This window comes from Pseudomonas zeae, assembly GCF_014268485.2.
Taxonomy (GTDB): domain Bacteria; phylum Pseudomonadota; class Gammaproteobacteria; order Pseudomonadales; family Pseudomonadaceae; genus Aquipseudomonas; species Aquipseudomonas neuropathica.
Map to the genome: position 1 here is coordinate 5093856 of NZ_CP077090.1, position 20916 is coordinate 5114771.

13 protein-coding genes, 7 tRNA genes and 3 rRNA genes are annotated in these 20916 nt (G+C 54.8%); 5 read left to right on the forward strand and 18 right to left on the reverse strand.

Going from position 1 to position 20916, the window contains the following annotated elements; translation table 11 throughout:
• Positions 1-31: 31 nt before the first annotated feature.
• From HU754_RS22480 to HU754_RS22490, 3 genes are all read right to left on the reverse strand, one after another.
• Positions 32-1273: a glutamine synthetase family protein gene (locus tag HU754_RS22480; protein ID WP_186624809.1), complete on the reverse strand. Its 1242-nt coding sequence runs from the start codon at positions 1271-1273 to the stop codon at positions 32-34.
• A gap of 200 nt (positions 1274-1473) precedes the next feature.
• Positions 1474-2166 carry a sensor histidine kinase gene (locus HU754_RS22485; RefSeq protein WP_093442086.1) on the reverse strand — a complete coding sequence of 231 codons (693 nt, stop codon included), beginning with the start codon at positions 2164-2166 and terminating at the stop codon, positions 1474-1476.
• Positions 2163-3767, reverse strand: coding sequence for a tetratricopeptide repeat-containing response regulator (locus HU754_RS22490; RefSeq protein ID WP_093442081.1), 1605 nt, complete (start codon positions 3765-3767; stop codon positions 2163-2165). Before HU754_RS22490 ends, HU754_RS22485 begins: the two co-directional genes overlap by 4 nt.
• 210 nt (positions 3768-3977) lie before the next feature.
• On the opposite strand from HU754_RS22490, the gene HU754_RS22495 reads away from it, so the two are divergent.
• Positions 3978-5357: a lysozyme inhibitor LprI family protein gene (locus HU754_RS22495; RefSeq protein WP_186624806.1), complete on the forward strand. Its 1380-nt coding sequence runs from the start codon at positions 3978-3980 to the stop codon at positions 5355-5357.
• A gap of 138 nt (positions 5358-5495) precedes the next feature.
• On the opposite strand, the gene rrf is transcribed toward HU754_RS22495, so the two are convergent.
• From rrf to HU754_RS22525, 6 genes are all read right to left on the reverse strand, one after another.
• Positions 5496-5611, reverse strand: a 5S ribosomal RNA gene (gene rrf, locus HU754_RS22500).
• 156 nt (positions 5612-5767) lie between these two features.
• A 23S ribosomal RNA gene (locus HU754_RS22505) occupies positions 5768-8657 on the reverse strand.
• Between the two features lie 246 nt (positions 8658-8903).
• A tRNA-Ala gene (locus tag HU754_RS22510) sits at positions 8904-8979 on the reverse strand.
• Between the two features lie 30 nt (positions 8980-9009).
• Positions 9010-9085 (reverse strand) — tRNA-OTHER (locus HU754_RS22515).
• 81 nt (positions 9086-9166) lie between these two features.
• Positions 9167-10703, reverse strand: a 16S ribosomal RNA gene (locus HU754_RS22520).
• The 16S, 23S and 5S rRNA genes sit together here with 2 tRNA genes alongside, the layout of an rRNA operon.
• A 676-nt stretch (positions 10704-11379) precedes the next feature.
• Positions 11380-11456: transfer RNA gene (locus tag HU754_RS22525), tRNA-Arg, on the reverse strand.
• Positions 11457-11751: 295 nt separating this feature from the next.
• Here HU754_RS22525 and HU754_RS22530 point away from each other — a divergent pair.
• Positions 11752-11988, forward strand: coding sequence for a hypothetical protein (locus tag HU754_RS22530; RefSeq protein ID WP_093430377.1), 237 nt, complete (start codon positions 11752-11754; stop codon positions 11986-11988).
• Between the two features lie 20 nt (positions 11989-12008).
• Entirely contained in the window at positions 12009-12188 is a 180-nt protein-coding gene (locus HU754_RS22535; RefSeq protein WP_095048111.1) for a PA3371 family protein, read from the forward strand.
• Here HU754_RS22535 and phnN read toward each other — a convergent pair.
• Positions 12163-12732, reverse strand: coding sequence for a phosphonate metabolism protein/1,5-bisphosphokinase (PRPP-forming) PhnN (phnN, locus tag HU754_RS22540; RefSeq protein ID WP_186625711.1), 570 nt, complete (start codon positions 12730-12732; stop codon positions 12163-12165). The genes HU754_RS22535 and phnN overlap by 26 nt on opposite strands.
• Positions 12733-13122: 390 nt before the next feature.
• Here phnN and HU754_RS22545 point away from each other — a divergent pair, with 390 nt between their 5' ends.
• On the forward strand, positions 13123-13449 hold the full coding sequence (locus HU754_RS22545; protein WP_003178899.1) for an Arc family DNA-binding protein: 327 nt from the start codon (positions 13123-13125) through the stop codon (positions 13447-13449).
• A gap of 114 nt (positions 13450-13563) precedes the next feature.
• On the opposite strand, the gene mgtE is transcribed toward HU754_RS22545, so the two are convergent.
• Positions 13564-15006: a magnesium transporter gene (gene mgtE, locus HU754_RS22550; RefSeq protein WP_007919330.1), complete on the reverse strand. Its 1443-nt coding sequence runs from the start codon at positions 15004-15006 to the stop codon at positions 13564-13566.
• Between the two features lie 320 nt (positions 15007-15326).
• On the opposite strand from mgtE, the gene HU754_RS22555 reads away from it, so the two are divergent.
• The gene (locus HU754_RS22555; protein WP_186625713.1) at positions 15327-15845 is read left to right on the forward strand and encodes a cell envelope protein SmpA; all 519 of its coding nucleotides are present in this window, start codon (positions 15327-15329) and stop codon (positions 15843-15845) included.
• Between the two features lie 19 nt (positions 15846-15864).
• Here HU754_RS22555 and HU754_RS22560 read toward each other — a convergent pair.
• From HU754_RS22560 to alaS, 7 genes are all read right to left on the reverse strand, one after another.
• Positions 15865-15941 (reverse strand) — tRNA-Arg (locus HU754_RS22560).
• A 71-nt stretch (positions 15942-16012) separates the two neighbouring features.
• A tRNA-Arg gene (locus tag HU754_RS22565) sits at positions 16013-16089 on the reverse strand.
• 72 nt (positions 16090-16161) lie between these two features.
• Positions 16162-16238 (reverse strand) — tRNA-Arg (locus tag HU754_RS22570).
• Between the two features lie 107 nt (positions 16239-16345).
• Positions 16346-16436, reverse strand: a tRNA-Ser gene (locus tag HU754_RS22575).
• A 62-nt stretch (positions 16437-16498) separates the two neighbouring features.
• Positions 16499-16687, reverse strand: a complete 189-nt coding sequence (gene csrA, locus HU754_RS22580; protein WP_002554426.1) for a carbon storage regulator CsrA — start codon at positions 16685-16687, stop codon at positions 16499-16501.
• A gap of 187 nt (positions 16688-16874) precedes the next feature.
• A complete protein-coding gene (locus HU754_RS22585; RefSeq protein WP_007919332.1) occupies positions 16875-18116 on the reverse strand; it encodes an aspartate kinase in 1242 nt (413 codons plus the stop codon).
• A 90-nt stretch (positions 18117-18206) separates the two neighbouring features.
• Complete coding sequence (alaS, locus tag HU754_RS22590) at positions 18207-20825, reverse strand: alanine--tRNA ligase (protein ID WP_186625023.1); 2619 nt, start codon at positions 20823-20825, stop codon at positions 18207-18209.
• Positions 20826-20916 lie beyond the last annotated feature (91 nt).

Here is a 20916-nt window from a genome sequence, read left to right on the forward strand (position 1 = left end):
ACCAGAACGATAGCCCGATGGCGGCGGTACGTCAGGCCTGGGCTGCTAGAACACGTCGTTCCCAGGGAGTGATTTCATCAAAGAAGCTGGTCAACTCCATGGTCTTCGAAGCGATGTAGCCTTCGATGAACTCCGGTCCGAACAGTTCCCTCGCCAATTGGCTACGTTTCAGACGTTCGAGCGCGGCGTGCAAGGTACACGGCAGCGCAAGATTGTCCGGCACCGCGAACTCGCCCTGAATCGCTTCGCTCGGTTCCAGCTCATTCTCGATCCCGTGCAAACCGGCAGCCAGACTGGCGGCGATCGCCAGATACGGATTCGCATCGGCGCCCGGCAAACGGTTTTCCACCCGACGGGCAACCGGCGAACTGGCCGGAATTCGCAGACCGGCCGCCCGGTTGTCGTGCGACCAGCAGGCGTTGTTCGGTGATGCGTACGGATGGCACAGGCGCTGATAGGAATTCACATTAGGTGCAAACAGTGCGGTGAAATCGGCCATGCCCGCCTGCTGGCCACCGATGAAGTGGCGAAACATCGCGGTTGGCTCGCCGTGCGCATCACTGAAGACATTCTTGCCGCTACCGGTCTCGACGATGCTCTGATGAATGTGCATCGAACTGCCTGGCGTGTGTGCCAGCGGCTTGGCCATGCACACCACAGTCAAGCCGTGCTTGAGCGCGACTTCCTTGAGCAGGTGCTTGAACAGGAACGTCTGATCGGCCAGCAGCAGTGGATCACCATGCAGCAGATTGATCTCGAACTGGCTGACGCCCATCTCGTGCATGAAGGTATCGCGCGGCAGACCGAGTGCCGCCATGCACTTATAGACTTCGTTGAAGAACGGCCGCAGACCGTTATTGGAACTGATGCTGAACGCCGATTGGCCATCCTCGCGACGCCCGTCAAGGCCTACTGGCGGAAGGAACGGCTGGGTCGGATCGGTATTCGGCGCGAAGACAAAGAATTCCAGCTCGGTCGCCACCACCGGCGCCAGGCCGCGCGCGGCATAACGGGCAATGACTTTCTTGAGCTGACCGCGAGTCGACAGGTTGGAGCTTTCGCCGCTCAACTCATCGGCATCGCAAATCGCCAGGGCACGCGGGTCGTCACTCCATGGCAAACGATGGATCTGGGTCGGGTCGGCAATCAGAGCGAGATCGCCGTCGTCGCTGCCGTAAAACCGTGCTGCCGGGTAACCGCCCATGATGCATTGCAACAGCACGCCACGGGCCAGTTGCAGACGCCGCCCTTCGAGGAAACCCTCAGCGGTCATCACTTTGCCGCGCGGCACGCCATTCAGATCCGGCGTAACACATTCAATCTCATCAATGCCGGTCAATCGCTGCGCGAGTGAACCCTGGCCATCGGTTGTCATGACGCAATCCTTGTTATTGTGCGAGCCGCGAACGGCGACCCGCACAAAATAGGCTCCGGCTGTTCGGAATATCAAGCAGCGTCAAAGAAAAACCTGTGTCACGGCAGATAAAGGCTGAACACCCCGCCGCCAAGCGGTCCGCCGTTGCGGATTTCGGTGCGTCCTTCGACACCATTGCGCTGATGCAGCGCCGCGATACGATTGGCGAAATACAAACCGAGCCCGGTGCTGCCACTGCTGTGATTGATGCCCTGTACATAATCGGCCTGGCGCTCGAGCATCTCGGCCGGATAACCGTCGCCGTCGTCGTTGATACTCAGCACCAGTTGCCCAGCCTCGTCACTGACGGTGATCAGCAGCGATTCGCGGGCGTAACGAATGGCGTTATTGATGCAGTTGCCCAGCACCGAGGCAATCAGCTCACGGTCGAAGAAACCCAACGGGCTCAGCGGATCGACTTCATAGGTGGCGATGATCCCGCGACTGGCAAACACTTCCTGATGCGCCGCCAGTTGCGCCTCGATAAAGTCATCGAGTTCGTGATACGCCGGTTGCAGCGGCATCTGGTTGACGCCGAGCTTGTACAGCCCGAGCAGTTGCACCAGCATGCCGTTGAGATGGGCAAACTCGAAGTCGATCACACCCTGCTCCGCGCCTAGCCGTTGCGCCTCAGGCAACCGTGCCAGCCATTGGCTGTGGGCCTGCATGAGCATGGCCAGCGAGTTCTTCATGTCGTGGACGGTGGAGGCGATCACCGTAGAAAAATCCAGAGCTTGCTCGTCGTGGTTCATTCGCCAAACGCCTTGCTTTTCAGCTTCTGATAACGCGCAAAACGCGCGTCGGTGTCGGGCATCAGGCCAACCATTTTCAGGCAGGCCCGACATTCTTCCAGTTCCGCCGACGGCACACTGGTGTCGGTGCCGTGGAGCAGCGACTGGGCCATGTTCAGCGCGATACTGATGTTCTTCGGTTGCATCTTCAGCGCCTTGCGGAACACCTCACGGGCCTCCACCAGGTTGCCGGTCTTGTACACGCGCACGCCCTGACGGTTGAGGTCAGCAGCGGCGTTGCTGGAACTGAGGATAGTCGGGTCATCAGTGAGCTTGGCGATGTCTTTCATTACTGCCGGATCGTCACCGTAGATCTCTGCGCAGCTCTTGAGCATCGAGGTGCCCGCCTCGGCCTGTCCGAGCATCTGCAATTGCTTGGCGACCAACAGCGCAGCTTCCGGACTCATGAACTGTTCCATACCGTCGAGGCGCATCAGCGCTTGCTCGGTGAGCTTGTCAGCGGTCTCGGCATCGTTGAGCAGCAGGCTGGTGGCTTTCATCAGACGCGCGCGAATCTGCAGGCCGGGGTCGCTCGGGTTTTCTTTGGCCACCGCACTGAGCGTGGTGTTGATCTCCAGGCGTGTGCGCGTGTCGAGCCCGCGCTCGCTGCCTTTGCTGATCAACGCGTGAGCCAGGCCGAGATTACTTTCCGGATCCTTGAAGCGCGACTGCGCGCCTTGCGCTACGGCCTGACGATAGGCGCGGGACGCGGTGTCGAAGTCTTCGTTGGCCATCGCCAGTTTGCCCAGCAACGCCTGCCGACGCACCGCCAAGGGAGATAGGCGAATCGCCTCCTCCAGCACCCGTTGCGCACCTTTGCTATCGCCTTCGGCGACCAGTACATCGGCCATGCCGTCGTACAGCGCCGGCATCATCGGGAACACCTTCAGGGCCTTTTCATAAACGCCCTTGGCTTGCGCCACCTGGCCACGCTTGAACAGCAATTTGCCAAGTCCGGCAAATGCCCATGGCAACGGCCGGTCAGCAATGATGCTGTCATAGAGTCGTTCCAGCGCTTCGTTCTGATTCATCTCGCGCAGCGCATCGGCGCGATAACGCAGGCACAGCGGTGAATAGCGAATGTCCTGCTTGCACAGGGCGATGCAGGCATTAAGCACCTCGACCGGTTTGCCGCGATCGAGGGCTTGTAGAATCGGCTTGAGCAACGTCTTGCGCTGCTCCAGACGCTCCAGGCGCTGGGCCAGGCCGGAGCGGTTGAACGGCTTGGTCAGGTACGCATCCGGTTCGTGCTCCAGAGCACTGAGCACCATCGCCTGACTGGTCTCGGCCGTCACCATGACAAACACCGCTTCATGGCTGATGAGCTTTTCCGACATCAGATCTTCGAGCACCTGCTGGCCATTCTTCTTTCCATCGCCGAGATGGAAATCCTGCAGGATGAAATCGTAGGACTTCTGCGCGCACATCTTCAGCGCCTGCTCACCGGTGTCGGCCGTGTCGACGTCCTTGACCCCGAGCTCACGCAGCATCGAACGCACGGAACTGCGGAAATCCGAGAAATCATCGACGATCAGAAAACTTTTTTGGTGATACGACAGCATCGAAGATTTCCAGGCAATTGAAGTGAGGGCAATTTCAGGCGCGCAGATGATAGCTGGCGGCAAAATGCTATCAAGCGATTTCGCGCGACTTTTAAGTCACCGAATGGGTTATCGGCCAGAAGTGCGGTTCCCTGAAGCCAGCGCTTCAAGATTCCTCTGCGAGCATTTACCCTGCGCACCAGGACAACTTCCCACTACAAGGCTTACATCGTGTACATCAAAGGACGCTACATCGTGCCCGCCTGCGCTCTGCTGTTTGTTCAGCAGGCAATGGCGGCTGGAATGGATTGCACAAAAGCGGCGAATGCCGTCGAAAACACTGTTTGCGCGAACAAGTCGCTGTATGAACTGGATGCGCAAATGGGGGTGGTTTATCGGGGATTGATGAAGGTTTCAGCAGACGCTAAATCTGAGCTCAAGACGCTTCAACGTCAGTGGCTAAACACCCGTGGCGAATGCACGGATGATGTCTCTTGTCTCGAACATCGCTACAGCGAACACCTGCAAGTATTAAAGGCGCAGTGGAAGGAAGCGGTAGTCTACAAGCCGAATGACATCGACAAACAGGCCCTGGACGATCTGCAAAAGCGTACTCAAGCGGCAAGCAAAAGTGATCCGCAATTTGCCCTGGAACGGACGCTCGCTTCTTTAGCGATTAAAAGTCCACTGACTATGTTTAACGCAGAACCGGACGAGGGTGAATACGCCGAAAAAACCCACTTTCCGAAAACCGCCCCCAAGGGTGTTACACAAAGTGAGTGGAAGGCTTTGCTGGCGTCCAATCTGGGTAATGATACTGAGCAGGGGCAGACCACGTTCAACTTGCTGGATCTGAACGAAGACGGGCAACGCGACTTAATCGTCCAGACCTACACCGGAGGCACGGGGTTGTTTAGTTTCTTCGAAACCTATCGCCGCGACGGTGACCGCTTCATTCGCAGAACCGCTGTACTGGGCGAAGAATCAGGTGTCGGCAGCTCGCTGTATTCCATCAGTGATCGCGGCGCCAATCAGTCGGGGAACTGGATCAGCATTCGCGGCAAGGTCTATGCCGCATATCGCGACAGCAATTATGGCGTTGATCAGGTCTATTTACTCAGCCCACTGCAAGTCAATGTCGAAGTGCCCACGCTGACGGTTCGCTATCGCTATCAGCTCAGCATTCCCCGCAATCAGACTAAAGAGGACAACAAGACCACTTACACGCTGGAACCCAAACTCCAGCGCGCACTTGCAAAAGGTCTCGCGACGGTGGGCGAAGAATCATCCGACACTGGTGGGAAAAGAAAACCGCTGTGCCCTATTCCTCGGTCAGCAGAGGACCCCGAGGAATATTACGGTTATGGCGCGGGCTATTATGTGATTGAAACGATCGCCGACTTTCCGGTGACCATCGGCAATGAATGTTTTATCGCCAGACTGAACGACCATTTCGGAAACTACGGTAAGAAAGACGGACTGTACGCGCAGCTGACGATGCGTAAACCGGGCTCGATAGAACAAGAGCGCGAGTATCAAGTCCATGGACGGCGACGCATTACTCAGGTCAGTACTTCAATGGGTAAAGCAGGAGGCGGCGCCGCAGATTAATCTGCAACGCACCCGCATGGATATCCCCCGACAGGCCACACTGGTCGGGGTTGTTGACTATGTACAGCCAGACCTGAAACTTTCCTGCTGGCAAAACAAAACCCCAACTGCTTTCGCAATTGGGGTTTCGGAATTTAATCTTGACGATGACCTACTCTCACATGGGGAAACCCCACACTACCATCGGCGATGCATCGTTTCACTGCTGAGTTCGGGATGGGATCAGGTGGTTCCAACGCTCTATGGTCGTCAAGAAATTCGGGTACTGACTCGTGACCAGATGGCCTCGCTTCAGCAAATTGGGTATGTGACAGCTTTCGGTGTTTGTGAACATCGAACTTTCGGTTCGTTTCGTCTTCACACACCGCAATCTGATGCTCTTTCGAGTAGTCAAATTGCTTGGGTGTTATATGGTCAAGCCTCACGGGCAATTAGTATTGGTTAGCTCAACGCCTCACAGCGCTTACACACCCAACCTATCAACGTCGTAGTCTTCGACGGCCCTTCAGGGAACTCAAGGTTCCAGTGAGATCTCATCTTGAGGCAAGTTTCCCGCTTAGATGCTTTCAGCGGTTATCTTTCCCGAACATAGCTACCCGGCAATGCCACTGGCGTGACAACCGGAACACCAGAGGTTCGTCCACTCCGGTCCTCTCGTACTAGGAGCAGCCCCTCTCAAATCTCAAACGTCCACGGCAGATAGGGACCGAACTGTCTCACGACGTTCTAAACCCAGCTCGCGTACCACTTTAAATGGCGAACAGCCATACCCTTGGGACCGGCTTCAGCCCCAGGATGTGATGAGCCGACATCGAGGTGCCAAACACCGCCGTCGATATGAACTCTTGGGCGGTATCAGCCTGTTATCCCCGGAGTACCTTTTATCCGTTGAGCGATGGCCCTTCCATACAGAACCACCGGATCACTAAGACCTACTTTCGTACCTGCTCGACGTGTCTGTCTCGCAGTCAAGCGCGCTTTTGCCTTTATACTCTACGACCGATTTCCGACCGGTCTGAGCGCACCTTCGTACTCCTCCGTTACTCTTTAGGAGGAGACCGCCCCAGTCAAACTACCCACCATACACTGTCCTCGATCCGGATAACGGACCTGAGTTAGAACCTCAAAGTTGCCAGGGTGGTATTTCAAGGATGGCTCCACGCGAACTGGCGTCCACGCTTCAAAGCCTCCCACCTATCCTACACAAGCAAATTCAAAGTCCAGTGCAAAGCTATAGTAAAGGTTCACGGGGTCTTTCCGTCTAGCCGCGGATACACTGCATCTTCACAGCGATTTCAATTTCACTGAGTCTCGGGTGGAGACAGCGCCGCCATCGTTACGCCATTCGTGCAGGTCGGAACTTACCCGACAAGGAATTTCGCTACCTTAGGACCGTTATAGTTACGGCCGCCGTTTACCGGGGCTTCGATCAAGAGCTTCGCGTTAGCTAACCCCATCAATTAACCTTCCGGCACCGGGCAGGCGTCACACCCTATACGTCCACTTTCGTGTTTGCAGAGTGCTGTGTTTTTAATAAACAGTCGCAGCGGCCTGGTATCTTCGACCGGCATGGGCTTACGGAGCAAGTCCTTCACCCTCACCGGCGCACCTTCTCCCGAAGTTACGGTGCCATTTTGCCTAGTTCCTTCACCCGAGTTCTCTCAAGCGCCTTGGTATTCTCTACCCAACCACCTGTGTCGGTTTGGGGTACGGTTCCTGGTTACCTGAAGCTTAGAAGCTTTTCTTGGAAGCATGGCATCAACCACTTCGTGTTCTAAAAGAACACTCGTCATCAGCTCTCGGCCTTAAGATCCCGGATTTACCTAAGATCTCAGCCTACCACCTTAAACTTGGACAACCAACGCCAAGCTGGCCTAGCCTTCTCCGTCCCTCCATCGCAATAACCAGAAGTACAGGAATATTAACCTGTTTTCCATCGACTACGCTTTTCAGCCTCGCCTTAGGGACCGACTAACCCTGCGTCGATTAACGTTGCGCAGGAAACCTTGGTCTTTCGGCGTGGGTGTTTTTCACACCCATTGTCGTTACTCATGTCAGCATTCGCACTTCTGATACCTCCAGCAAGCTTCTCAACTCACCTTCACAGGCTTACAGAACGCTCCTCTACCGCATCACCCGAAGGTGATACCCGTAGCTTCGGTGTATGGTTTGAGCCCCGTTACATCTTCCGCGCAGGCCGACTCGACTAGTGAGCTATTACGCTTTCTTTAAAGGGTGGCTGCTTCTAAGCCAACCTCCTAGCTGTCTAAGCCTTCCCACATCGTTTCCCACTTAACCATAACTTTGGGACCTTAGCTGACGGTCTGGGTTGTTTCCCTTTCACGACGGACGTTAGCACCCGCCGTGTGTCTCCCATGCTCGGCACTTGTAGGTATTCGGAGTTTGCATCGGTTTGGTAAGTCGGGATGACCCCTAGCCGAAACAGTGCTCTACCCCCTACAGTGATACATGAGGCGCTACCTAAATAGCTTTCGAGGAGAACCAGCTATCTCCGAGCTTGATTAGCCTTTCACTCCGATCCACAGGTCATCCGCTAACTTTTCAACGGTAGTCGGTTCGGTCCTCCAGTTAGTGTTACCCAACCTTCAACCTGCCCATGGATAGATCGCCCGGTTTCGGGTCTATTCCCAGCGACTAGACGCCCTATTAAGACTCGCTTTCGCTACGCCTCCCTATTCGGTTAAGCTCGCCACTGAAAATAAGTCGCTGACCCATTATACAAAAGGTACGCAGTCACAGAACAAAGTCTGCTCCCACTGCTTGTACGCATACGGTTTCAGGATCTATTTCACTCCCCTCTCCGGGGTTCTTTTCGCCTTTCCCTCACGGTACTAGTTCACTATCGGTCAGTCAGTAGTATTTAGCCTTGGAGGATGGTCCCCCATATTCAGACAAAGTTTCTCGTGCTCCGTCCTACTCGATTTCATGACTAAGAGATTTTCGCGTACAGGGCTATCACCCACTATGGCCGCACTTTCCAGAGCGTTCCGCTAATCTCAAAGCCACTTAAGGGCTAGTCCCCGTTCGCTCGCCACTACTAAGGGAATCTCGGTTGATTTCTTTTCCTCAGGGTACTTAGATGTTTCAGTTCCCCTGGTTCGCCTCTTGCACCTATGTATTCAGTACAAGATAACCATCTTATGATGGCTGGGTTCCCCCATTCAGACATCTCCGGATCAAAGTCTGTTTGCCGACTCCCCGAAGCTTTTCGCAGGCTACCACGTCTTTCATCGCCTCTGACTGCCAAGGCATCCACCGTATGCGCTTCTTCACTTGACCATATAACCCCAAGCAATCTGGTTATACTGTGAAGACGACATTCGCCGAAAATTCGAATTTCTCAATTAAGAGAACTCACAAATTTTACCTTAGCCTGATCCGTTACCAGTGAAAGTAACGTTCAGTCTATCTTTCTATCACATACCCAAATTTTTAAAGAACGAACTAGTCAAAGACTAGAAATCAACATTCACCATCATCATGATGGAATGCTCATTTCTAAGCTTTATACAAGAGAAGCAGTAGTGGTGGAGCCAAACGGGATCGAACCGTTGACCTCCTGCGTGCAAGGCAGGCGCTCTCCCAGCTGAGCTATGGCCCCGTATTTCTACAGGCGTTTCCCACACAAAATTGGTGGGTCTGGGCAGATTCGAACTGCCGACCTCACCCTTATCAGGGTGCGCTCTAACCAACTGAGCTACAGACCCAATTTCGGGCTGCTTCTTTCGTCTTCTTCAATGAATCAAGCAATTCGTGTGGGAACTTATGGAGCAGCTGATGTCGTCGATTAAGGAGGTGATCCAGCCGCAGGTTCCCCTACGGCTACCTTGTTACGACTTCACCCCAGTCATGAATCACACCGTGGTAACCGTCCTCCCGAAGGTTAGACTAGCTACTTCTGGTGCAACCCACTCCCATGGTGTGACGGGCGGTGTGTACAAGGCCCGGGAACGTATTCACCGTGACATTCTGATTCACGATTACTAGCGATTCCGACTTCACGCAGTCGAGTTGCAGACTGCGATCCGGACTACGATCGGTTTTATGGGATTAGCTCCACCTCGCGGCTTGGCAACCCTTTGTACCGACCATTGTAGCACGTGTGTAGCCCAGGCCGTAAGGGCCATGATGACTTGACGTCATCCCCACCTTCCTCCGGTTTGTCACCGGCAGTCTCCTTAGAGTGCCCACCATTACGTGCTGGTAACTAAGGACAAGGGTTGCGCTCGTTACGGGACTTAACCCAACATCTCACGACACGAGCTGACGACAGCCATGCAGCACCTGTCTCAATGTTCCCGAAGGCACCAATCCATCTCTGGAAAGTTCATTGGATGTCAAGGCCTGGTAAGGTTCTTCGCGTTGCTTCGAATTAAACCACATGCTCCACCGCTTGTGCGGGCCCCCGTCAATTCATTTGAGTTTTAACCTTGCGGCCGTACTCCCCAGGCGGTCAACTTAATGCGTTAGCTGCGCCACTAAGAGCTCAAGGCTCCCAACGGCTAGTTGACATCGTTTACGGCGTGGACTACCAGGGTATCTAATCCTGTTTGCTCCCCACGCTTTCGCACCTCAGTGTCAGTATCAGTCCAGGTGGTCGCCTTCGCCACTGGTGTTCCTTCCTATATCTACGCATTTCACCGCTACACAGGAAATTCCACCACCCTCTACCATACTCTAGCTCGACAGTTTTGAATGCAGTTCCCAGGTTGAGCCCGGGGATTTCACATCCAACTTAACGAACCACCTACGCGCGCTTTACGCCCAGTAATTCCGATTAACGCTTGCACCCTCTGTATTACCGCGGCTGCTGGCACAGAGTTAGCCGGTGCTTATTCTGTCGGTAACGTCAAAACAGCAACGTATTAAGTTACTGCCCTTCCTCCCAACTTAAAGTGCTTTACAATCCGAAGACCTTCTTCACACACGCGGCATGGCTGGATCAGGCTTTCGCCCATTGTCCAATATTCCCCACTGCTGCCTCCCGTAGGAGTCTGGACCGTGTCTCAGTTCCAGTGTGACTGATCATCCTCTCAGACCAGTTACGGATCGTCGCCTTGGTGAGCCATTACCTCACCAACTAGCTAATCCGACCTAGGCTCATCTGATAGCGCAAGGCCCGAAGGTCCCCTGCTTTCTCCCGTAGGACGTATGCGGTATTAGCGTTCCTTTCGAAACGTTGTCCCCCACTACCAGGCAGATTCCTAGGCATTACTCACCCGTCCGCCGCTGAATCCAGGAGCAAGCTCCTCTCATCCGCTCGACTTGCATGTGTTAGGCCTGCCGCCAGCGTTCAATCTGAGCCATGATCAAACTCTTCAGTTCAAACATCTTTGGGTTTTTAAGAAACCTAAACTTGGCTCAGCAATCGTTGGTTACATCTTTGATTTCTCGCGGAGTAACTTGTGATGCTGATAATCTTGTTGACTATCAGTCTGACTCCACAAGCACCCACACGAATTGCTTGATTCAGTTGTTAAAGAGCGGTTGGTTAAGATCTTTCGTCTCAACCGAGGCGCGCATTCTACAGCAGCCTCATTTGCTGTCAAGTGATTATTTTCAGAAGTTTTCGAAGAATTCTTCAACAACTTCAACCACTTGCGCTTCCGATCTCTCGTCAGCGGGAGGCGAATTCTACAGCGTTACACGCTGCTGTCAACACCTCTTTTTCAACTTCTTTCTGGCTTCGATGAACTGAAGCAACCTGCTGCCGAAACCTACATAACTCATTGAATCTCAAGGAGTTTTCCGTTTCGACTGCGCCGGAAGTGGGGCGAATTATAGACATCCTAAATCTGCCGTCAACCGTTAATTTCACTTTTCTATCAAAGCAGGCGAAAAAGCTCCCTCTATATAGACACAACTCCCATGCCTGATTCGAACTCAACCAGAAAGCCCTCCAAGAGAAAGCGCATACAAATTACGACTAGGCCTTGCCACGCCTGCTGATTGGGCGCTTCAAGACCATCGAGCATTAAAGGAGGGGAGTTTCAACAATAGATGGTGTCCCAGGGCAGGTTCGAACTGCCAACCTTCCCCTTAGGAGGGGGATGCTCTATCCAATTGAGCTACTGAGACACACGCTTTGTCGCAGCAGACGCTGCATGACGGACGGCGTGCATGTTAACCACCGAACCCCGATTTGTCATGTCGTCCGTTGGGCTTTTTAAGTGTAGGCAAGCGCCCTGCAATGCTGCGGGAAGAATTACCGTGCATTTTGCATGCTCACTGAAAAGCCACTATTGCAGATTGCAACCTGCAAAACTCGAAAAACCCGCTCAAATGCTTGTTTTTAAAGGACTTAACAGAGGTTAAACTGTTGGCACGACGGCTGCTTTGTCTGTTCTATCGAAGAACATTCGGAGCTACACCCATGAACACCACCCTTTTGCTTGCAAATGCAATTGCTCTTGCGGTTTTGGTGAGCTTCCAGTTTGTGCCCGAGCATGCAACACAGAAGCCATTGGCCCAGCGCATGCCGCATTACTTGCAGGTACAAAAAGCACCCCAACTGGCGGTGCTGAACGATCAGGACACCTCTACCCCACAGGCCGTCAGTAACTCTGAGCAGGTGCGACCAGCACTGACCTCCGAACATCTGGTTTTTTGAAACATCTTCAGGAGTAAAACATGTCCAAGTCAGCTGCGGGATTTCTGATCCTCGCTCTATTGAGTGGCGTTGTGCATTTATCGCTGTTCGAGGGCGCTGAAATCACCCTACCCCTGATTGGCTGCGCCATTTTTGCCACACTATTTGTGCTGGCGCTGGCTGCGGGAAGAAAGATCAAATTTGATCCGGTTTTACGCTGAGCCTGATCAGACGCAAAAGATCACTGACGGCCTCCGCCAGCTCCCCGGAATTATCAATGACATTTACCGGCTCATCACTTGACCGCCTATCCTTGAACAACACATTGCGATCCAGTCTTGCGTCAATTTGCTCAAGCGTTTCTCGACCGCGCCTTAGCAGACGTTCTCGCAACACCTCATCCCGAACTGTCAGCAAGACTGGCAGCAGCGCCGGATAGTGCTGCATTGCTTGACGCAGATTGGCCCGCGAACCATTGACCAATACATGCCGTCCAGCATTCAGCCATTGATCCATTTCCACTGGAATCCCGTAGGCGAGACCATTGGCACGCCAGGCCAATGAAAATTCGCCGGCGCGCTCACGCCGCTCAAACTCATCCGGTGTCACCCCAACAGCATCCTCCCCCACCGATTCGGCAGATCGCGTGATCACCCGACGCATCACCTCACAGTTCAATGCACGTAAGGGGGCTCGCGCAGCCTCGATCAAACTGTCCTTGCCTGACCCGGACGGCCCCATCAAGTAAATTAGCTTGCCATCCATCCTGAAAACGCCCTCCAGCAGGTGTATGCCACTAGTAAATCGGCAATTTGCCACTATCCTGTACAGGTAAGGAACAAGGATGCAGAACCCGCATAGCATGCACGTTCTGATGCCCTCGGACATCAATTGATGTGCAGCAGGAAGCGGACAAGGATGCGGACAGAGGTGAAGATTTCTAACCAGTCCGCATTTCTGATAATTGGTGCTGGCATTACGCCTTTACCCAGCTCAATATTTGTCACAGAATTGACGCCAATGATCTGGCAATTTTGAGGCATGATGCGGGCCTCTTAACAATTCAGGTTGAACCATTTGGCGCGGATGCTTGTCCTACCACACATCCTGCGGCCAATCCCGAGAACCGCTCCCCTGAACTAACCGGTTAAATATATGCGCCCATTGAAACAGGCAATTTATTCCAGCCGTACGGCTGACAAGTTCGTCGTACGTCTGCCAGACGGAATGCGTGAACGCATTGCCGAGGTGGCTCGCAATCATCATCGCAGCATGAACTCCGAGATCATTGCGCGCCTTGAGCAGAGTCTTATTCAGGAAGGTGCACTGGGCGAAGAGCTGAGCATGCGCCTGGACAGCCCGGAGCTGTCGTTGCACGAGCGCGAACTGTTGCAACGTTTCCGCCAGCTGTCTCACCGTCAGCAGAACGCCTTGGTGTCCTTGATTGCCCATGACGCCGAAATGGCAGCAGACGCGTCCTGAGCCATAACGAACATCTCAAGCCAGCATAATTGCTGGCTTTTTTTTGCGCGGATTTTGAGTTTTCCCAGGCAAAAAAAAGCCCGCCAGATAGGCGGGCTGTTTCGCTGTAGCTGATCAGAGCAGGAATATTGTCGCCAGCCCGAGGAAGATGAAGAAACCACCGCTGTCGGTCATCGCAGTAATCATCACGCTAGCCCCCATCGCAGGGTCTCGCCCCATCTTCGCCAAGGTCATAGGGATCAATACCCCCATCAATGCAGCCAGCAACAGATTGAGAGTCATTGCCGCGGTCATCACCACACCCAACGACCAACTTCCGTAAAGAAGATAAGCAACAACACCAATTACACCGCCCCAGACAAGGCCATTGATCAAGCCTACGGCCAATTCCTTGCGCATCAGGCGCGAAGTATTGCCGGTGCTTACCTGATCGAGCGCCATGGCGCGAACGATCATGGTGATCGTCTGGTTACCGGAATTACCGCCAATGCCCGCCACGATCGGCATCAGTGCAGCGAGCGCCACCAGTTTCTCGATCGAGCCCTCGAACAGACCGATCACCCGCGATGCGACAAACGCAGTGATCAAGTTGATCGCCAGCCATGCCCAACGGTTACGAAGCGACTTCCAGACCGACGCGAAGATGTCTTCCTCCTCACGCAGACCCGCCATGTTGAGGACTTCGTTCTCGCTTTCTTCACGAATCAGGTCGACCATTTCATCGATGGTCAGACGACCGATCAACTTACCGTTCTTGTCGACGACCGGAGCCGAGATCAAGTCGTAACGTTCGAACGCCTGTGCGGCGTCGTAGGCATCTTCGTCCGGGTGAAAACTCACCGGGTCGCTAGCCATCACCTCGGCTACTTGCTTGTCCGGATCATTAACCAAAAGGCGCTTGATCGGCAGCACACCTTTGAGCACACCGTCGTAATCGACCACGAACAGTTTATCGGTATGGCCCGGAAGCTCTTTAAGGCGACGCAGATAGCGCAGAACGACTTCGAGACTGACATCCTCACGGATAGTCACCATCTCGAAGTCCATCAGCGCACCAACCTGCTCCTCGTCGTAGGACAAGGCCGAACGCACGCGCTCACGCTGCTGATTATCCAGGCTCTCCATCAGCTCATGGACGACGTCTCGCGGCAGCTCGGAAGCCAGGTCAGCAAGTTCGTCTGCATCCATGTCCTTGGCAGCGGCCAGGAGCTCGTGATCGTCCATGTCGGCGATCAGCGTTTCACGAACGGAGTCGGATACTTCGAGAAGAATGTCGCCGTCGCGATCAGCCTTGACCAATTGCCAAAGCGTCAGACGGTCGTCCAGCGGCAAGGCTTCAAGGATATAGGCGACGTCGGCAGAGTGCAGATCATCGAGCTTGCGTTGCAGCTCGACGAGATTTTGCCGGTGAACCAGATTTTCGACGCGATCGTGATGCGCGCCTTCCTGGCGATGAGTCAGGTCCTCAACGACCCGTTGACGCTGCAGCAGCTCGACGACCTGAGCCAGGCGATCCTGCAGGCTTTCTTGCGTTTTCTTTACTTCGATTTCAGACATAGGCGAACTCCACTCCCAGCAGCGGGGCACGCCGGAAGAATCAATCAGTCAATTCATGATTGGTGAAACGGGGTACTGAGTAACTACTGGGTAAGTCCATGGAATTTTTCCATAAGCCCCGGCGGGGCTGACGGGCGCAATGATACACCGCCTGACGGTTTAAAACGTTAAAAAATCGCGGGCGAAACAAGCGCTTGCGAAACAAACCTGAGCACTGTCCTGATCCTTGCTATGCGACGACTCATTCTGAAAAGAAAACACACCGACACTGAAAAATGTAGCGACTACCCTTGAGCATAGATCGTCATGGAGGACGTCGAATGCCCTTGAAAACATCTCACCTTGTACTCGCCAGCCTGCTTTGCGTGCCGCCTGGCGGAGCCGCCCTCACACTGCATCGTTGCGAAGCCGATGATGGCAGCATCACCTTCACCTCGATGAGTTGTGCGCACGGCGAGCGGCGCTCAGCACAGGAAGTTCACCCCTATTCCCCCGGATCAGTCGTGGCGGTGATGCCGGAACACAACCATGAGAAAACATCCGGGATGACAACAAAAACTCGAGCACTGGGGATTGTTGGTCACGCTGAAGACAGATGCGGAAACCTGATCGACGCCAGGCAACGTCGCGAAGCGATCATCAATCGCCGTGTCATTGCCGGCATGAGCAAACAAGATGTCGAGAGCGCGCTAGGTAAACCGGACAAGGTAAATGTCCGAACATCGACGACGAGCTATCGATACGACCTCAAGCGAGGACGTTCGGCTCAAATTGATTTTGACGAGCGAGGATGCGTGAAAGCAAAAGCCAAATCCCGGACAGCAAAAAGGCCGCGTTAAACGCGGGCTTTTTGGTATATGGTGCACTCGACAGGATTCGAACCTGTGACCGCTCGGTTCGTAGCCGAGTACTCTATCCAGCTGAGCTACGAGTGCATTTGTGTTTTTAGACCAGACCACAACTGGCTGAAACCAAGTTATTCACATTGCTGCAACTAACTCTTAAATGGTGCACTCGACAGGATTCGAACCTGTGACCGCTCGGTTCGTAGCCGAGTACTCTATCCAGCTGAGCTACGAGTGCATTTGTGTTTGTTAGACCAGATCACACCTGGTTGAAGCCGAGTCATTTACATTGCTGTAACTGACTCTTAAATGGTGCACTCGACAGGATTCGAACCTGTGACCGCTCGGTTCGTAGCCGAGTACTCTATCCAGCTGAGCTACGAGTGCATTTGTTGCGCCGCATTATAGCCCGTCTAATCTCTATTCCAACCACTTTTTCTATTAATTTCAACAACTTACAGAAAAAGCCAGATTACAACGTACTAAGCAAATAATGGCGGAGAACGGGGGATTCGAACCCCCGACACCCTTTTGAGGTGTACTCCCTTAGCAGGGGAGCGCCTTCGGCCACTCGGCCAGCTCTCCGCAACACGGGGCGTATCTTAACCAACCTTTTCCCCGTTTGCAAACATAAAAATCGATAAAAATTAATGGCTTGGTTCTTCGTCCTTCTCTTTCTTTATACGCAGGTAAATTTCCTCACGGTGCACGGCAACCTCTTTCGGGGCGTTGACGCCAATACGCACCTGGTTTCCTTTAACGCCGAGCACGGTCACGGTGATTTCGCCATCACCGATAATCAGGCTTTCTGCGCACCGACGAGTCAGAATCAGCATACCTTTCTCCTTACGCAATTCAGTTCAGGGACAACAGTCTGCAAAAAAAAGGCACCCGACCTACAACCGGAGCGATCGTAGCCCTACATGCCTGAGTATTGACCAGCGCGAGCAAAAGAACAGTTCAGGGCTCGCGCCATTCAAAAAATAAAGGGCGCGGTCAGACCGCGCCCCTCAAGAAACGGAATTACTCGCCCTGACGGGCCGGAGCATCCAGTTCGAAAGCCGTGTGCAGGGCGCGCACGGCCAGTTCCAGGTACTTCTCTTCAATCACCACGGAAACCTTGATTTCCGAGGTCGAGATCATCTGGATGTTGATGCTTTCTTTCGCCAGGGATTCGAACATGCGGCTGGCCACACCTGCGTGAGAACGCATGCCGACGCCGACGATCGAAACCTTGGCAATCTTGGTGTCGCCAACCACTTCACGGGCACCGATCTCGCGAGCGGTGTTTTCCAGCACGGTCTGTGCGGCCTGGTAGTCGTTGCGGTGCACGGTGAAGGTGAAGTCGGTGGTGTTATCGTGCGCGACGTTCTGCACGATCATGTCGACTTCGATGTTCGCGGCACTGATCGGGCCGAGAATCTTGAACGCCACGCCCGGGGTGTCTGGCACGCCACGGATGGTCAGCTTGGCTTCATCGCGGTTGAAAGCGATGCCGGAAATGATCGGCTGTTCCATGGTTTCCTCTTCATCAATAGTAATGAGGGTGCCCGGACCCTCCTTGAAGCTGTGCAGTACGCGCAGCGGAACGTTGTACTTGCCGGCGAATTCCACCGCACGGATCTGCAACACCTTGGAACCGAGGCTGGCCATTTCCAGCATCTCTTCAAAGGTAATCTTGTCCAGACGCTGAGCGACCGGCACAACGCGCGGGTCGGTGGTGTAAACACCATCAACGTCGGTGTAGATCTGGCACTCGTCAGCCTTCAACGCGGCAGCCAGTGCCACACCGGTGGTGTCGGAACCGCCACGACCGAGAGTGGTGATGTTGCCGTGCTCGTCGACACCCTGGAAACCGGCGACAACGACAACGCGACCGGCTTTCAGATCACCACGAATCTTCTGGTCATCAATCTGCAAGATACGCGCTTTATTGTGCGCACTGTCCGTCAGGATCCGCACCTGATTACCGGTGTACGACACCGCCGGCACGCCGCGCTTGATCAGCGCCATGGCCAACAGGGCAATCGTCACCTGCTCACCAGTGGAAACGATCACATCCAGCTCACGCGGAACCGGTTGAGTGTCGCCACTGATTTGTTTGGCCAGATCGATCAGACGGTTGGTTTCGCCGCTCATTGCAGACAGCACAACCACCAGGTCATCGCCGGCATCGCGGAATTTCTTAACCTTGTCGGCGACCTGCTCGATTCTCTCGACAGTACCGACCGAGGTGCCTCCAAATTTCTGTACGATCAAAGCCATTTCAAAGCCGCCTCTGCCCATGAAGGGCGCCCAATAATCACTCGAACAGCCGCCGGGCCCGCCACTAGACTGCGGGCCGGGCGGACTGCCTTATAAACCCTGCTCGACGAATGGAACGGTCAGCGCCAGTGCGCCATCCAGTGCGCCGGCGTCGATACCGCCGCCCTGCGCCATGTCCGGACGACCACCGCCCTTCCCGCCCACTGCCGCAGCAGCCTGCTTCATCAAATCACCGGCTTTGAGTTGGCCAGTCAGGTCCTTGGTTACGCCTGCAACCAGTACGACCTTTTCCTCATGGACACTGCCGAGCAGGATCACTGCGCGGCCGAGTTTGTTTTTCAGCTGATCAACCAGCGCCAGCAGCGCCTTGCCGTCCTGACCATCCAGACGTGCGGCCAGAACCTTCACACCCTTGACGTCCACTGCCGAGTTCGACAGATCGTCGCCCGCAGCGCTGGCAGCCTTGGCCTGCAACTGCTCCAGCTGCTTCTCCAGTTGGCGGTTGCGCTCCAGCACAGCCGACAGCTTGTCGATCAGGTTGTCGCGGCTGCCCTTGACCAGGCTGGCCGCTTCCTTGAGTTGTTCTTCTGCCGCGTTCAAGTAGGCCAGTGCCGCAGCACCAGTGACTGCCTCGATACGACGCACACCCGAAGCCACACCGCCTTCGCTGATGATTTTCAGCAGGCCGATGTCGCCGGTACGGTTGGCGTGGATACCGCCACACAGCTCGACGGAGAAATCGCCGCCCATGCTCAGCACGCGCACGTTGTCGCCATACTTCTCGCCGAACAGCGCCATGGCGCCTTTGTTCTTCGCGGTTTCGATGTCGGTTTCTTCGGTTTCAACCGCGGAGTTCTTACGGATCTCCGCGTTGACGATATCTTCCAGCGCTTTGATCTGTTCCGGCTTGATCGCTTCAAAGTGACTGAAGTCGAAACGCAGACGCTGGCTATCCACCAACGAACCTTTCTGCTGAACGTGCTCGCCCAAGACCTGACGCAATGCAGCGTGCAGCAAGTGCGTGGCCGAGTGGTTCAGCGAAGTGGCGTGACGCACTTCGGCGTCGACGTGAGTTTCCACCGGAGCGCCAATGGTCAGGCTGCCCGAATCCAGCACGCCGTGGTGCAGGAAGGCGCCGCCGGTCTTGGTGGTGTCACGTACGTCGAAACGCGCGTTACCTGCCTGCAGGAAACCGCAGTCGCCGATCTGGCCGCCGGATTCAGCGTAGAACGGCGTCTGATTCAGAACGATCACCGCCTCTTCGCCTTCATTCAAGACGTCGACCGACTGGCCATCTTTATAGATAGCGACAATTTTTGCCGAACCGCTGGTGTCTTTGTAGCCGGTAAACTCGGTGGCGACATCAACCTTGACCAGGGTGTTGTAATCCAGACCGAACGAGCTGGCCGAACGCGCACGAACACGCTGGGCTTCCATCTCACGCTCGAAACCGGCTTCGTCGACAGTCAGGCTGCGCTCACGGGCGATGTCGGCGGTCAGGTCCATCGGGAAACCGTAGGTGTCGTAGAGTTTGAACACCACGTCGCCCGGCACCACGGTGCCTTTGAGTTCCAGCAAATCCTGCTCGAGGATCTTCAGGCCGTGCTCCAGCGTTTTGGAGAACTGCTCTTCCTCAGCCTTGAGCACACGTTCGATGTTGCTCTGCTGCTTCTTCAGTTCCGGGAACGCTTCGCCCATCTCGGCGACCAGCGCCGCGACGATCTTGTAGAAGAAGCTGCCGGTGGCGCCCAGCTTGTTACCGTGACGGCAGGCGCGACGGATGATCCGGCGCAGCACATAACCGCGACCTTCGTTGGACGGCAGCACGCCGTCAGCAATCAGGAAGCCGCACGAACGGATATGGTCGGAAACAACCTTGAGCGACGACTGATCGCCATTTTCGCAACCGATGGCTTCAGCCGAGGCCTTCAGCAGGTTCTTGAACAGGTCAATGTCGTAGTTGGAATTGACGTGCTGCATCACCGCACTGATCCGCTCCAGGCCCATGCCGGTGTCGACCGACGGCGCTGGCAACGGATGCAACACGCCATCGGCGGTGCGGTTGAACTGCATGAACACGTTGTTCCAGATCTCGATGTAACGGTCGCCGTCTTCTTCCGGCGAGCCCGGTGGGCCGCCCCAGATGTGGTCGCCGTGATCGTAGAAAATCTCGGTGCATGGGCCGCACGGGCCGGTATCGCCCATGGTCCAGAAGTTGTCGGAGGCGTAAGGCGCGCCTTTGTTGTCGCCGATGCGGATCATGCGCTCGACCGGCACACCGATTTCTTTGGTCCAGATGTCATACGCTTCGTCGTCGGAGGCGTAGACAGTGACCCAGAGTTTTTCCTTCGGCAGTTTCAGAACGCCGGTCAGGAAGGTCCAGGCAAAGGTAATCGCGTCGTGCTTGAAATAGTCGCCGAAGCTGAAGTTACCGAGCATTTCGAAGAATGTGTGGTGACGAGCGGTATAACCGACGTTTTCCAGGTCGCTGTTCTTGCCACCGGCACGCACGCATTTCTGGCTGCTGGTCGCGCGGGTGTACGCACGTTTTTCCTGGCCCAGGAAGCAGTCCTTGAACTGGTTCATCCCCGCGTTAGTGAACAGCAGGGTTGGGTCGTTGCCCGGAATCAAAGAGCTGGAGGCTACACGGGTGTGGCCTTGCTCTTCGAAGAAGCGAAGGAAGGCTTCACGGATTTCTGCGCTTTTCATTAGGTTCTTCCACGGAGGCTGCGGCCAAAGGCCTGTTCGAAACGTCAACAGACGAAGCGACGGCAAAGGGCCGCATTATATCGGCCCTGCG